Here is a 14,398-nt window from a genome sequence, read left to right as displayed (position 1 = left end):
CCAATTGGGGGACGTTGCTGACAGGGGACTGCGCATCGTTACTACGACCTTTCCAATTGGGCCCCGGCCTCCGCCGGGGTGGTGCTCATCTGCGGCGATCTCGATCATCACAGCACCAACCGCATGATGCGGTCGTCATCAGGCTGCTCGCCAACCATGAACACATAGCGCCCGATCTCGACGAACCCATAACGCTGATAGAATCGGATCGCGCGCGCATTGTCGACATAGACGCTGAGGATCAGTTCCGTCCGGCCATCGGCCCGCGCGGCATCGATCGCCCAGTCCATCAGCGCGGGGCCGACGCCCGCGCCATGCTGGTCGGCGCGAACATAGAGCTGGTAGAGTTCGACCGCCGTCCCGGGCCAGTCGCCGGGAAAGGCAACGGGGCCGGTCTTGGCGAACCCGACGATCGCCGTGCCGTCGGTGGCAAGGCGGATCGTGTAGCGAGGATCGCCGATCTGCGCCGGCAACCCGTTCTCGCCGAACGCCTCGTCGAGAAACGCGACGAGGTCCTGCGGGCGGTACAGCGTGCCGAACGTCTCGGTGAACGACTGCTTTGCCATCGCGGCGAGTGCCGGGCCGTCGGCGGGCACCGCATCGCGATAGGCGATCACGCGCCCATCCCCGCGAATACCGCCGGGGTCGGCCAGGACGGCGCGGTGATCGCGATCGCTTTGAACAAAGTCCCCATGTCGTCCATCAGCCGGCTCCGATCCGCCGCCAGCGAGTCGGCGCGCGCGGGCGCCGCCTTGGCGAGCGCCGAGGTCCGCGAATCGATGCCAAGGCCGCCGAGCAGGTCGCGCTGGCTGACCGGCCCCCAGGCGACCGCGCCCTCGGCCTGCGCGGCAGCGGCGAGCGTGGTGAAGTCGACATGCGCGGTCAGATCATGCTCGCCCGGCGCCTCGAACGGGTTGGCAAACGCATGGCCGCGGACCGCCTGCAAGCTGTCGCCGAGCGCAGGCCCCTCATAGCCATAATCGATCGCGATCAGCGCGCCGCCCTGGCGCGCGATCCGCTGCGCGAGGCCGCGGACGATCGCCACCGCGGCGGGCGAGGTCTCCAGGATCGAGCCCGCGGGCGCATCGCGGAACGGCTCGGGAATGACCGCGTCGGGCAGCGGCTTGCCCGCGATCGGCAGGAACAGCAGATCCTGCGCGGCGACGAGGCGCTCGTGCCACTGCTCGCGCTTGACGAGCTGGCGGATCGGCAGCGCGTCGAAGAACTCGTTGGCGACGACGATCAGCGGCAGATCGGTGGGCAGCGTGTCGATCGTGTCGTGCCACGTCGCGCCGGGGACTCGCTCGGCCTGCGCAGTGCGGAGCGCCGGGCTGGTCTCGACGAAATGGACCGGGGGTTCGAGCCCTGCCTTCGCCATCGCGCGCGCGGCGTCGACGGCGAGCGTCCCGCGACCGGGGCCGAGCTCGACCCACGCCACGTCCGGCCGCCCCGCCCGGTCCCACAGGTCCGCGCACCACAGGCCGACGAGTTCGCCGAACATCTGGCTGATCTCGGGCGCGGTGGTGAAATCCCCCGCGGCGCCAAGCGGATCGCGCGTCGCGTAATAGTGCGCGTTGGCGGCCGCCATATACTGCGCGACGGGGATCGGCCCCGCGAGTGCGATCGCGCGCGCGAGGCGCTCGGGAAGGGCTGCTTCTATTCCCCTTCCGCTTGCGGGAGGGGTTAGGGGAGGGGCTGGAGTATCGTTGGCCATGACGCTTGCGGCCATGCCCTCCCCCGCCCCCTCCCGCAAGCGGGAGGGGAGTCAGGCGACGCTCTGCGTCCCCGCGATCGACTCGACCCGCACGCGGCGCTTGGCCGAGGTCGCGATCAGGTACGCGCCGCCGACGATCATCGGCACGCACAGCCACTGGCCCATGTGCAGCCCGGTATGTTCGGCAAAGGCGCGTAGCTGCGAATCGGGTTCGCGGAAGAACTCGACGGTGAAGCGCGCGAGCCCGTAGCCCAGCACGAACAGCCCGACGAGCTTGCCCGGATCGTAGCGCGCCTTGGTCTTCCAGAACGCGAACCACAGCAGCGCGAACAGCAGGATGCCCTCCAGCCCCGCCTCGTACAGCTGGCTCGGGTGGCGCGCCGGCTCGATCATGCCGAACGGCACGGTGCGTTCGAAGATGATGCCCCAGGCGACGTCGGTCGGCTTGCCCCAGAGCTCGCCGTTGACGAAGTTCGCGAGCCGCCCGAAGAACAGCCCGAACGGCACCGCGCAGGCGATATAATCGTGCACGCGCAACCAGTTGAGCTGGTGCTTGCGCGCAAACAGGATCAGCCCGATCGAGGTGCCGATGACCCCGCCGTGGAACGACATCCCGCCATCCCACAGCCGGAAGATCCGCAGCGGATGCAGGAACATCTCGGGCGCATAGAAGATCACATAGCCGAGTCGCCCGCCCAGGATGATGCCGAGCGTCGCGTAGAACACCAGGTCGTCGGCATGCCGCCGCGCCATCGGTGCGCCGGGCTGTGCGAGCAGCCTCAGCAGATACCACCAGCCCAGCAGGATCCCGCCGATATAGGCCAGGCTGTACCAGCGCAGCGTGAAGAACCCGATCGAGAAGACATCGGGGTGCAAACCCAGATCCTCGAAGCGGATGTGACTGCCGACGGCAGCAGAAATGGTCGACAGGATCAAAGGCTTTTCCCCACGCGTTCGCCCCTGCATAAAGACGAGTAACGATAAGACCAAGTAGGAGAGCGATATGCGGACCGAGCTCGATGCGGCTATGGATTCCACGATGGCCGCGCTGACCGCGCCCGACGGCATGCTGGCACTCGGTTCGGCCGAGCGGTTCGGGGTCACGCTCCCGACGATCGCCGCCGCGCCGCCCGCGCTCAGTTACTATTTCGCGCATTATGCCAACGAGCATCGCGACGCCGTCTTCCTCGTCTCGGGGCCCGAGCGGCTGACGTTCGGCGAGGTCCATGCCGCGGCGGAGCGTGTCGCGCGCGCGCTGGTCGGCGGGCACGGCGTGGCGAAGGGCGACCGGGTCGGCATCGCGATGCGCAATTCGCCGTCGTGGATCGTGCTCTACATGGGCATCGTCATGGCCGGCGGCGTCGCGACGTTGCTCAACGGCTGGTGGCAGGCCGAGGAACTGGAAGCGGCGATCCGCGACGTCGATTGCGCGCTCGTCTTCGCCGACCCGCCGCGCGTGAAGAGGCTCGCGCAGATCGCGGGCCTCACCGCGCCGGCGATCGAGATCGACGATTCGCGCCCGCTGGCGGAGGCGCTCGCTGTCGTGCTCGCCAAGGACGATCACACCGCGGACCTGCCGCCGCTCGGCCCCGAGGATCATGCGACGATCCTGTTCACGAGCGGGTCGACCGGCCAGTCGAAGGGCGCGCTGTCCGAGCATCGCGCGATCGTGCAGGGCGTCTTCAACTATCTCGCCCAGGCGATGATGATGGTCGGCATCGCCACCGCGCAGGGCAATCCGCCGGTCGGCCAGCCGGTCACGCTGCTGACGATCCCGCTGTTCCACATCACCGGCGAGGTGCCCGTCTTCCTCCAGAGCTTCGCGATGGGGCGCAAACTCGTGCTGATGCCGAAATGGGATGCGGGCGAGGCGATGCGGCTGATCGAGGCGGAGGGCGTCACCTATTTCGTCGGCGTCCCGCTGATGAGCTTCGAGATCCTCAACCACCCCGATCGCGCCAACTACGACCTGTCAACCGTTACCGATTTCGCCGCGGGCGGTGCGCCGCGCCCGGTCGATCACGTCCGCCGGCTCGACGCGGAGATGGGGGGCGGCGCGCCGCTGATCGGCTACGGCCTGACCGAGACCAACGCGGTCGGCACGGGCAATTGGCGCAGCAACTATCTCGCCAAGCCCAATTCCGCCGGCCGCGCGGGCGCGCCGCTGGTCGATCTCGCGATCCTCGACGATGCCGGCCACCCGGTCGACCAGGGTCAGCGCGGCGAAGTGTGCATCCGCACGATCTGCAACTTCAAGGAATATTGGAACCGCCCGGACGCGACCGCCGCGGCGTTCACCGCGGACGGCTATTTCCGCACCGGCGACATCGGCTATCTCGACGAAGACGACTATCTGTTCATCGTCGACCGCAAGAAGGACATCATCATCCGCGGCGGCGAGAATATCTCGTGCCAGGAGGTCGAGGCCGCGCTCTACGAGCACCCCGCGGTGGCAGAGGCGGCAGTATTCGGGCTGGCGGACGAGCGGTTCGGCGAGGTCCCCGGCGCGGTTGTCGTTCTGCGCGACGGTGAGACGCTGACCCCCGACGATCTCTGCGCGTTCCTCTACCAGCACATCGCCGCGTTCAAGGTGCCGCAGCGGATCTGGATCTCCGAACAGCCGTTGCCCAGACTAGGAACGGAGAAGATCGACAAGGTCTCGCTCAAGGCAACGTACCGCGCGCTGGCATAGCGGGGCAGCCACACCGATTCCGCCCCCACGTCCGTCATCCTGACGAAAGTCAGGATCCAGAGCCAAGCGGGTCACGCTCCGTTACTCTGGATCCTGACTTTCGTCAGGATGACGGGACCGCGATATCACGCCTGCGCCACCTTCTCGCCGTCGGGGAGAAGCATTAAGGCCACGGCATGATCAGCAGGCGCAGCATAATCGTCGGCGGCGGCGCAGGAATCGGCCTCGTCGTCGCCTGGGGCCTCTGGCCGCGCCGCTACGCGCCCACCCTCGTCGCCAACCCCGGCGAAACCGCGTTCGGCGCCTGGCTCAAGATCGGGACCGACGGCCATGTCACCGTCGCGGTGCCGCAGGTCGAGCACGGCCAGGGCGTCTACACTACCGTCCCCCAGATCGTCGCGGACGAGCTCGGCGCGGACTGGCGCACCGTCGGCGTCGAACCCGCCCCGCTTAACCCGCTCTACGCCAACCCGGTCGGCCTGCACGACCTGTTCGAAGGGCTGTTCGACCGCCTCCCCGAAGGCACCCCGCAACCGCCGATGCTCACCGGCGGATCGAGTTCGATCCGGATGTTCGAGCAAGCCTGTCGCGCGGCAGGCGCGGGCGCGCGCGCGCTGCTGTGCATGGCAGCGGCAAAACGCTGGGATGCCGACTGGACCGAGGTCGCCGTCGAGGCGGGCTTCTGCACCCACGCAGGCAAGCGCATCCGCTTCGCCGAACTCGCCGAAGCCGCGGCGACCTTCACGCTGCCCGATCCGCTGCCGCTCGGGATCCAGGGCGCGGGCAAGCTTGCCGGCACGTCGGTGCCGCGGATCGACACCGCCGCGAAGGTCGATGGCTCGGCGAATTTCGCGGGCGACGTCCGGCTCGCCGACATGGTGCATGCCGCGATCCGGCAAGGGCCCGTCGGCGGACGCCTGACGAAGGTCGATCGCGCCGCCGCCGACCGCATCCGCGGCGTGCTGTCGGTGGTCGAAAACCCGAACTGGGTCGCGGCGGTGGCGACGACATGGTGGGCGGCGCACAAGGCGCTCGACGCGCTCGCGCCACGGTTCGGAAATGCCGCCCCCCTCCCCGATACGCGCTCGATCGATGCGTCGCTGGACGCCGCGCTCGCCCGTCCCGGCACACAGATGGCGTCGGTCGGCGATGTCGCGGCGACCTTCCAGGGCGCCAAACTCGTCACCGCGACCTACCGCGCGGGGCTGGGCCTGCACGCAGGGATCGAGACACGCAGCGCCACCGCGTCCTTCTCGAACGGCCGGCTCGAACTCTGGCTCGCGACCCAGGCGCCCGGCCTCGCGCGAACCGCAGCGGCGCGCGCGGCGGGTCTCGGCGAGGACTCGGTCGTCGTCCACCCGATGCTGATCGGCGGGTCATTCGGCGCCGCACTCGAACCCGACATCGCCGAACAGGCCGCGATCCTCGCGGTAAAGCTCAGGCGCCCCGTCAGCCTCGTCTGGTCGCGCGGCGAAGAGTCGCTCCACGATCCCTATCGCGCGCCGGCGGTGGCGAAGATGGCGGCGCGGCTCGCCCCCAATGGCGCGATTCTGGGCTGGAGCGCGAAGATCGCGGCGCCGTCGACCGGGGCCGAGATGGCGCGCCGGATGATGCCGGGCCTGGCGACCGAGGCCGCGCTGATCGGGGTGCACGGCGACCGCTACGCCGTGGCCGGCGCAACGCCCGCCTATCGCATCCCGGCCTATGCGATCGACCACCATGCGGCCGAGATCGGCATCCCGACCGGCCATCTGCGCGGCGGCGCGCATGGCTACACCGCGTTCTTCACCGAATGCTTCCTCGACGAACTCGCACACGTCGCGCAGTCCGAGCCGATGTCGTTCCGGATCGGCATGCTCGGCAGCGCGCCGCGCCTCGCGCGCTGCCTATCGACCGCGGCGGCGCTCGGCGGGTGGAACGGCGGTGTCGCAGGCAGCGGCCAGGGCATCGCGGCACACGCCTTCCGCGGGAGCTACATCGCGGTGATGGCGGAGGCGCATCTGGGGCCCGACCAGCGCCCGGTCGTCGACCGCCTCGTCGCCGCGGTCGATTGCGGCGCGCAGATCAACCCCGACATCGTCCGCCAGCAGATCGAGGGCGGGCTGATCTTCGGACTGGCCGGCGCGCTCGGCGCATCGACCGGGATAACCCGCGGGCTCGCCGACGCGCGCGGGTTCGACACGATCGTGCTGCCCCGGCTGGCCGACACGCCCGACATCACCGTCGAGCTGATCCGCAGCGAAGAGGCCCCCGGCGGCGTCGGCGAACTCGGCGTTCCAGCTGTCGCGCCCGCGATCGCCAACGCGCTCCATGCGTCAACGGGCTTTCGCATCCGCAATTTGCCCTTAAGACCGACGGCATGACCCTGCCCCCCGATCATCCGCCGATTCCTGCCCCCAAGATCGGCGTGCTGCTGATGAACCTCGGCACGCCCGATGGCCCCGATGCGAAATCGGTGAAGCGCTATCTCGGCGAATTCCTGTCCGATTCGCGCGTCGTCGAGATCCCGCAGATCGCGTGGCAGCCGATCCTGCGCGGGATCATCCTGAACACGCGCCCGAAAAAGTCCGCGCACGCCTATGCGCAGGTCTGGCGCGACGACGGATCGCCGCTCGCCGCGATCACACGGTTGCAGGCGGCGGCGCTGAAGGATGCGTTCGGCCCCACGGTCCTGGTCGATTGGGCGATGCGCTATGGCAATCCATCGATTTCGGACCGGCTTGTTGCGATGAAGGCGGCGGGCTGCGAGCGCATTTTGCTCGCGCCGCTCTATCCGCAATATTGCGCAGCAACGACTGCGACCGCGAACGACAAGGCGTTCAAGCATCTCGCCGGGCTGCGCTGGCAGCCGGCGATCCGCACGCTGCCGCCCTATTACGACGACGCGCTGTATATCGACGCACTGAAGGACTCGCTGGAGGCGGGCCTCGCCGCGCTCGACTTCACGCCGGACGCGATCATCGCGAGCTTCCACGGGATGCCGAAGCGGACGTTGCAACAGGGCGATCCGTATCACTGCCACTGCCAGAAGACCGCGCGGTTGCTCGGTGAGCGGATGGGCCGCGAGCTGACGATCGCCTTCCAGTCGCGGTTCGGGCCGCAGAAATGGCTCGGTCCCGCGACCGACGAGACGCTCGTCGCGCTCGCCAAGGCCGGCAAGACGAAGGTCGCGATCTTCGCGCCGGGCTTCTCCGCCGATTGTCTGGAGACGCTCGAGGAGCTGTCGATCCGCGGGCGCGAGAGCTTCGAGGAGGCCGGCGGCACGCATTTCGCCTACCTCCCGTGTCTCAACGACAGTCCGGTGGGCGTAGAAATGCTGCGCAGCATTTTGGCACGTGAGCTTGAAGGATGGGTGCGGGCTGGCTAGCCTCCCGCAAAAGGACGAACCTGAGGAGAGACTGATGGCACGCGTTGCAATTGTAACCGGTGGTACGCGCGGCATCGGCGAGGCGATCAGTCTCGCGCTTCAGGACATGGGGCTGACCGTTGCAGCGACCTATGCCGGCAACGACGACCGCGCGCGGGAGTTCACCGAGCGCACCGGCATCAAGGCGTATAAATGGGACGTCGCCGATTACGATGCGTGCCAGGCAGGCTGCGCGCAGGTCGCCGCCGATCTGGGCGACGTCGATATCGTCGTGAACAATGCCGGCATCACCCGCGACGGCACCATCCTGAAGATGACGTATCAGGATTGGAAAGAGGTGATGGACACCAACCTCGGCGGTTGCTTCAACATGGCCAAGGCGGTGTTCCCGGGCATGCGGACGCGCAAATGGGGGCGGATCGTCAACATCGGGTCGATCAACGGCCAGGCCGGGCAGTATGGCCAGGTCAACTATGCCGCCGCGAAATCGGGGATCCACGGCTTCACCAAGGCGCTGGCGCAGGAGGGCGCGCGCGCCGGCGTCACGGTCAACGCGATCGCGCCGGGCTATATCGACACGGACATGGTGGCCGCGGTACCGGCCGACGTGCTGGAGAAGATCGTCGCGAAGATCCCCGTCGGGCGGCTCGGTCAGGCGACCGAGATCGCGCGCGGCGTGGCGTTCCTGTGCTCGGAGGAGGGCGGGTTCGTGACCGGGTCGACGCTGAGCATCAATGGCGGGCAGCACATGTACTGACGGGCGCAGGCGCGGGAAACCGCGCCGATGCCAGCAAGCGAAGCGAGCGGCAGCGCCCGGCACGGCCGGCGGGTCGGTTTACCGAACCCGTCCGACGGCGGCTTTGCCGGCGGCGCTGCGTAGATGTCTACCGGACTAACCAAGGGCACTTTGCCCAATCCTGGGCCCCGCCTTCGCGGGGGAACTAGCCGGGCAGCGCTGCTTGGACCGCCCCCCGGCGTCCGTGAACCACAAGAATGCCACCGCAAAACGCCAAGCAACCTGCTCCCTCTCCCCTCCGGGGAGAGGGTCGGGGTGAGGGGCGCCGCAAGCGCTGCCCTTCCCAAAGGCCCCTCACCCAACCCTCTCCCCGGAGGGGAGAGGGCTAGCGGCGCAAACCAGCCCTCACCCGTCGCTGGCGCGCTCGATATCCGCGCCGACCGCGCTCAGCTTCTCCTCCAGCCGCTCATACCCCCGGTCGAGATGGTACACCCGGCCGACCGACGTCTCGCCGTCCGCCGCGAGACCCGCCAAAATTAGGCTCATCGACGCGCGCAGGTCGGTCGCCATCACCGGCGCCCCCACGAGCTTGTCGACGCCGCGCACCACCGCGGTCCGCCCGCGCACCTGGATATCGGCACCCATCCGCGCCAACTCGGGCACGTGCATGTAGCGGTTCTCGAAGATCGTCTCGGTCAGCACGCTCGCGCCGTCCGCCTTGCAGAGCATCGCCATGAACTGCGCCTGCATGTCGGTCGCGAAGCCGGGATACGGCGCTGTGGACAGCGTCAGCGGCTTCAGTCCGCCGTCCGCGGCGACGCGCACGCCGTCCTTGGTCGGCGTCACCGACACGCCCGCCTCGACCAGCGCATCGAACGTCGCGCCCATGTCGGGGATCGCCACGCCGACCAGTTCCAGGTCGCCACCGGTGATCGCCGCGGCGCAGGCATAGCTGCCCGCCTCGATCCGGTCGGGCATCACCGCATAGGTCGCGCCGTGCAGCCGGTCGCGGCCCTCGATCGTCAGCGTCTCGGTGCCGATCCCGTCGATCGACGCACCCATCGCGACGAGGCAGTTGCACAGATCGACGATCTCGGGCTCGCGCGCGGCGTTCTCGATCACGCTCGTCCCCTTGGCGAGCACCGCCGCCATGATCACGTTCTCGGTCGCGCCGACCGACACGATCGGGAAGCGATAGCGTCCACCCGGCAGGCGCCCGCCCGGCGCGGTCGCCTTCACATAGCCCGCTGCCATCTCGAGTTCGGCACCGATCGCCTCGAGCGCACGCAGATGCAGGTCGATCGGGCGGTTGCCGATCGCACAGCCGCCCGGCAGCGACACCGTCGCCTCGCCGCCGCGCCCGAGCAGCGGCCCGAGCACGAGGATCGACGCACGCATCTTCCGGACGATGTCGTAGGGCGCCTCGGTCGAGGTCAGATTGCCCGCACGGATCGTCATGACCCGGCCGAAATCCTCGGGCCGCGTCCCCTGGATCGCGGTCGATGCGCCGAGCTGGTTGAGCAGATGGCCAAAGCCGTCGACGTCCGCCAGCCGCGGCAGATTGCGCAGCGTCAGCGGTTCTTCGGTCAGCAGCGCGCACGGCATCAGCGTGAGTGCTGCGTTCTTCGCACCGGAAATGGGCAGGCGCCCGGACAGGCGGTTGCCGCCACGAATGAGAATACGGTCCATCCCGGGTGTGTATCGCGGCTGGCGGTGCGCGCAAGGGCCACGCAGCACGGACCCGACGAGCGGACTCGCGCGCACGACACCCGAATGCACGCGCTTGATCGACTTTAATGCGCGGGAATCATAGCTTTGCTCTTTGTGCCCTCGAACATGGGGGACCATCACAGAGTGCCGGACAGCTGCTTCGCCGAACGCGTCGGCGATCTCATCGACTTGTCGATGAACGAAAGGGCTGCGTTAGCGCGGTTGGAGGAGCGCCCGCGCGACTTGCGTCGCGGCGCGATCCTGCTGCGCGAGAACGATCCGCAGCCCGAGCTCTTCATCCTGCAGCGCGGCATGGCGATGAGCTATGTGCTGCTCGACGACGGCAGCCGCCAGATCCTCCGCTTCCTCCATACCGGCGACATGCTCGGCGTGTCGGCGCTGGTGTATCGCGATTCCCCGGAGACGGTGGTCGCGCTGACCGATTGCACGGTCTGCCCGTTCGATCGCTCGGTGATGACTGCGCTGGTGACCGATCATCCGCGATTGTCCGCGATCATCATGGTGATGAACCAGATGGAAAAGGTCGCGCTGACCGACCGGCTCGCCGCGCTCGGCCGCACCTCCGCCAAGGCGCGGATCGCCGCGTTGCTGATCGAGATGCACAACCGGCTGCGCAGCCGCGACCAGGCGATCGGCAATAGCTTCACGCTCGGCGTCACGCAGGAGGAGATCGGCGATGCCACCGGGCTCACCGCGGTGCACGTCAACCGCATGCTCCGCCAGCTCGAGGAAGACGGGCTGATCCGGCGCGAGGGCAGCCGGGTGACGTTGCTCAAGGAGACGCTGCTCGCGCAGGCGGCGAATTACATCGAACGCTTCGACGGGCTCGACCTGCGCTGGCTCCCGCCCGCGCGCTAAAAATTGCCTACTCTCCTTCCCCGCCAGGGGGAGGATTAGCAAGGAAATCGGTTCAAGCGGTGAGGCTCACGCCTTTTCGAGCGTGCACTGCAACGGATGCTGGTTCTGCCGGGCGAAATCCATGACCTGGCTGACCTTGGTCTCGGCCACTTCATAGCTGAACGTGCCGCACACCCCGACGCCCTTCTGGTGGACGTGGAGCATGACGCGAGTCGCAGCCTCCATATCCATGCGGAAGAACCGCTGGAGGCACAGCACGACGAATTCCATCGGCGTGTAATCGTCGTTGAGCATCAGCACACGGTATGGTGTCGGCTGCTTGGTCTTCGCACGCGTCTTGGTCGCAATGCCAGCGCCCGTGCCGCCGGTACCATCCTCGCCATCGTCACGGCGCTCGGCCATCGATTCTACGGCCATCATTTCAGAGTCCACCACCATGCCGTCAAAATATGGCATCCCGTCGGGCAAGAGCAAGGGGGCGCCGACACACGGCGCGCTAAAACCGCAACCGCGAAAGGGGGCGACCGTCGCGTGACGGCCACCCCCTCCGGTCGCGTCTGATCCTGTCGCGTCACCCGAAGGCGACGCGGCATAGGCTTAGGCCGGCATCTTCATCTTGTCGGTCGCAACCGCGACTCGGTTCGAGATCGGCTGCGCGAACTCGCCGAACATCTTGAGCATCCGCTCGGTCGAGCGCGAGCCCTCGGCGATCATCGTGTCGAACGCGGTGCGCGCATAGTCGCTCTGCAGCTTCACGAACTCGGTCGGCGACTTGGCAGCGGCGAGCGTCTTGGCGGCTTCGGTCGCGTGCTCGAACGAGGTCTTGGCGTAATCGGCAGCTTCCTGCCCGAGCGCTTCGACGTTCTTCGCGGCGATCTTCGACGATTCGACCAGCGCCTCGATATTGCCCTTGCCGAAGGCGACGAAATCTTCCGCCATCTTCGCCGACTTTTCCATCGCGCCCTTGGCCTGCTCGGTAAAATCGGTGGTGGTCGTGCCGCTGAACCCGTTCGTGAACAGGGACTTGGTCTTCTCGGTGATGCTCTGGATCGTTTCCATGATGGCGTCCTTCGTTTCGCTGGCAGGAATCCCCGGGGGCGCGGCGGCCGTGATCGGGGCGGCTGGTATCGGGGCTGGAGAGTCGGGATGCGGCGGTACGCAGTCTGCCGCAGGGGGCTGTTCGATCGCAGGCGTCATGGCGACCGGCGCGGGTGCCGGAGCCGGAACGACCGGCTCAGGTGCGAGAGCCATGACGACTGGCGCAGGCGCCGGAGCCATGACGACTGGCGCTGGCGCCGGAGCCGTGACGACCGGCGCAGGCGCCGGGGGGACAGCGATCGACTCGGATGCCGGTTGCGCCGGCTTGGCGACAGTCCGAGGAGCCTTCGCGGTGACGAGCGGCTTCGAGTCGGACTTGGCCGTCGGTTTTACGATATCCGTCATCCACGCACCTCTCTTCGGAGTAATGTCGCGATCTTTATACACGATTCGCGGCGGCGCACAAATATCTTGTGCGCTGCACCATGACGTGAACGGAAGGTAGCGCTACCGGCCTTTGACGTACGTCCCGGGCGCATCGCACAGCGCTGCGAGCGACCCCGCGCCGGGTATCCTAACCCCTTTTGCCGACACGGTTTTGGCATCGATCGCGCGGACCCATTCGACCCAGTCCGGCCACCAGCTTCCCTTGGTCTCGGTCGCCCCCGCGACGAAGTCCGCGAGCGTCGTATGCGCCGAGGGATTGGTCCAATACTGATACTTCCCGGCGGCCGGCGGGTTCACGACTCCGGCGATATGTCCCGACCCCGCCAACACGAACTTCAGCGGCCCGGCGAACAGCTGAGTCAGCTTCCACACGCTCTCGGCCGGTGCGATATGATCCTCGCGCCCCGCCTGGATATAGCTCGGCGTCGTCACCTTGGTCAGGTCGAGCGGCGTGCCGGCGACGCTGATCGCGCCGGGCTGCACCAGCAGATTGTCGCGGTACAGATCTGTCAGATAGCTCAGATGCCATTTCGCGGGCAGGTTGGTCGTGTCGCCGTTCCAGTGGAGCAGGTCGAACGGCACGTAATCCTGGCCGAGCAGGTAGTTCTGCGTGACATAGTTCCAGATCAGGTCGCGCCCGCGCAACAGGTTGAACGTCGTCGCCATGTAGCGCCCGTCGAGAAACCCCTCGGGCGAGAGCGACGCGACCATCTTCAACTGTTCGTCATCGATGAAATGCTGCAATTCGCCCGCCTGCGCGAAGTCGACCTGGGCGGTGAAGAACGTCGCGCTCGCGACCTTCGCCGCTTCGCCGCGCGCCGCCAGCAGCGCGAGAGTCGCCGCCAGCGTCGTCCCCGCGACGCAATAGCCGATGGTGTGCACCGCGGGCACCTTCAGCACGGCGCGCACCGTGTCGATAGCATCGACCTGCGCGGCGACATAATCATCCCAGATCACGTCCTTCATGCTCGCATCGGCGGATTTCCACGACACCATGAACACCGTGATGCCCTGCTCGACCGCCCAGCGGATGAAGCTCTTCTCGGGCGTCAGGTCGAGGATGTAGAACCGGTTGATCCAGGGCGGAAAGATGACGAGTGGCGTCGCCAGCACCTTGGGGGTGGTCGGCGTATATTGGATCAGTTCGTAGAGCGGCGTGCGCTTGACCACCTTGCCCGGCGTCATCGCGAGATTACGGCCCAGCTCGAACGCGCCGTCGGGGGTGTGCGTCACCTGCCCGCGGGCAAGATCGGCCATCATGTTCTGCAGCCCCTTGAGCAGATTCTCGCCGCGCGTCTCGATCGTCTTCTCGATCACCTGCGGGTTGGTCAGCGCGAAGTTGGTCGGGCTCATCGCATCGACGAACCCCTTGGTCGCGAACCGCAACTGCTCCTTCTGCTTGGCGTCGAGCCCGTCGACCGCCTCGACGCTGCGCAGCATGTGATCGCCGATCAGTTCATAGCTCTGGCGGATCAGGTCGAACACGGGTTCGCGCCACTGCGGCGCCTTGAAGCGCTTGTCGGTGACCGGCGCGAGCTCGGCCGCCTTGGCGGGATCGAGGAACCGCTGCCACAGCGTGAAGCTCTCGCTCCAGAAATCGCGTGCGCGCGCCAGCGTGGCGGGATCGGTGAAGCCCGGGATCGCCGGGATGCCCTCCGGCGGCGCCTGCATCGCGGCGAGCCCCTGCTCCATCATCATCTGCTGCGCACGGCCCATCACCCAGGTCCAGTGCTGGAGATCGGGCAGGCTCGGAGCGGGAGGAGTTTCGGCCATGGCGTCCTCTGATTTTTCGGGAGCTTAGCCGAGACGTTGGCC

The 14,398-nt window shown here is 67.6% G+C and carries 12 protein-coding genes; 5 read left to right on the top strand and 7 right to left on the bottom strand.

The genetic code is table 11. The features are described from left to right. Positions 1-107: 107 nt before the first annotated feature. The 3 genes from EV283_RS13595 to lgt are packed head-to-tail and all read right to left on the bottom strand — an operon-like array spanning position 108 to position 2,680. Positions 108-617 carry a GNAT family N-acetyltransferase gene (locus EV283_RS13595; protein WP_130326275.1) on the bottom strand — a complete coding sequence of 170 codons (510 nt, stop codon included), beginning with the start codon at positions 615-617 and terminating at the stop codon, positions 108-110. After that, positions 614-1,714: an SAM-dependent methyltransferase gene (locus EV283_RS13590; RefSeq protein WP_130326929.1), complete on the bottom strand. Its 1,101-nt coding sequence runs from the start codon at positions 1,712-1,714 to the stop codon at positions 614-616. Before EV283_RS13590 ends, EV283_RS13595 begins: the two co-directional genes overlap by 4 nt. A gap of 51 nt (positions 1,715-1,765) precedes the next feature. After that, positions 1,766-2,680: a prolipoprotein diacylglyceryl transferase gene (gene lgt / locus EV283_RS13585; RefSeq protein WP_130326273.1), complete on the bottom strand. Its 915-nt coding sequence runs from the start codon at positions 2,678-2,680 to the stop codon at positions 1,766-1,768. Between the two features lie 37 nt (positions 2,681-2,717). Between lgt and EV283_RS13580 the strand changes: the two genes are divergently transcribed. From EV283_RS13580 to phbB, 4 genes are all read left to right on the top strand, one after another. After that, entirely contained in the window at positions 2,718-4,406 is a 1,689-nt protein-coding gene (locus EV283_RS13580) for a class I adenylate-forming enzyme family protein (RefSeq protein WP_207223144.1), read from the top strand. A 176-nt stretch (positions 4,407-4,582) separates the two neighbouring features. Next, complete coding sequence (locus tag EV283_RS13575) at positions 4,583-6,769, top strand: molybdopterin cofactor-binding domain-containing protein (protein ID WP_130326271.1); 2,187 nt, start codon at positions 4,583-4,585, stop codon at positions 6,767-6,769. Further along, positions 6,766-7,773: a ferrochelatase gene (gene hemH / locus EV283_RS13570; protein ID WP_130326269.1), complete on the top strand. Its 1,008-nt coding sequence runs from the start codon at positions 6,766-6,768 to the stop codon at positions 7,771-7,773. Before EV283_RS13575 ends, hemH begins: the two co-directional genes overlap by 4 nt. 34 nt (positions 7,774-7,807) lie before the next feature. Continuing rightward, the gene (gene phbB / locus EV283_RS13565) at positions 7,808-8,530 is read left to right on the top strand and encodes an acetoacetyl-CoA reductase (RefSeq protein ID WP_056066403.1); all 723 of its coding nucleotides are present in this window, start codon (positions 7,808-7,810) and stop codon (positions 8,528-8,530) included. Positions 8,531-8,914: 384 nt separating this feature from the next. Here phbB and murA read toward each other — a convergent pair whose 3' ends face one another. After that, positions 8,915-10,198: a UDP-N-acetylglucosamine 1-carboxyvinyltransferase gene (gene murA, locus EV283_RS13560; protein WP_055874164.1), complete on the bottom strand. Its 1,284-nt coding sequence runs from the start codon at positions 10,196-10,198 to the stop codon at positions 8,915-8,917. Positions 10,199-10,414: 216 nt separating this feature from the next. On the opposite strand from murA, the gene EV283_RS13555 reads away from it, so the two are divergent. Next, on the top strand, positions 10,415-11,098 hold the full coding sequence (locus tag EV283_RS13555; RefSeq protein ID WP_242615973.1) for a Crp/Fnr family transcriptional regulator: 684 nt from the start codon (positions 10,415-10,417) through the stop codon (positions 11,096-11,098). 66 nt (positions 11,099-11,164) lie between these two features. Here EV283_RS13555 and clpS read toward each other — a convergent pair whose 3' ends face one another. The 3 genes from clpS to phaC all read right to left on the bottom strand — a co-directional run bounded on the left by clpS (position 11,165) and on the right by phaC (position 14,356). Continuing rightward, positions 11,165-11,500, bottom strand: a complete 336-nt coding sequence (gene clpS, locus EV283_RS13550; protein ID WP_055875355.1) for an ATP-dependent Clp protease adapter ClpS — start codon at positions 11,498-11,500, stop codon at positions 11,165-11,167. Positions 11,501-11,695: 195 nt separating this feature from the next. Next, positions 11,696-12,157, bottom strand: coding sequence for a phasin family protein (locus EV283_RS19180; RefSeq protein WP_165391788.1), 462 nt, complete (start codon positions 12,155-12,157; stop codon positions 11,696-11,698). A 486-nt stretch (positions 12,158-12,643) separates the two neighbouring features. Then, on the bottom strand, positions 12,644-14,356 hold the full coding sequence (gene phaC, locus EV283_RS13540) for a class I poly(R)-hydroxyalkanoic acid synthase (RefSeq protein ID WP_130326265.1): 1,713 nt from the start codon (positions 14,354-14,356) through the stop codon (positions 12,644-12,646). Positions 14,357-14,398: the final 42 nt, after the last annotated feature.

Source organism: Sphingomonas sp. BK036, assembly GCF_004216825.1.
Taxonomy (GTDB): Bacteria; Pseudomonadota; Alphaproteobacteria; order Sphingomonadales; family Sphingomonadaceae; genus Sphingomonas.
Note: the sequence above shows the minus strand (reverse complement) of the source record. Positions and strands in the feature narration are given on the sequence as shown.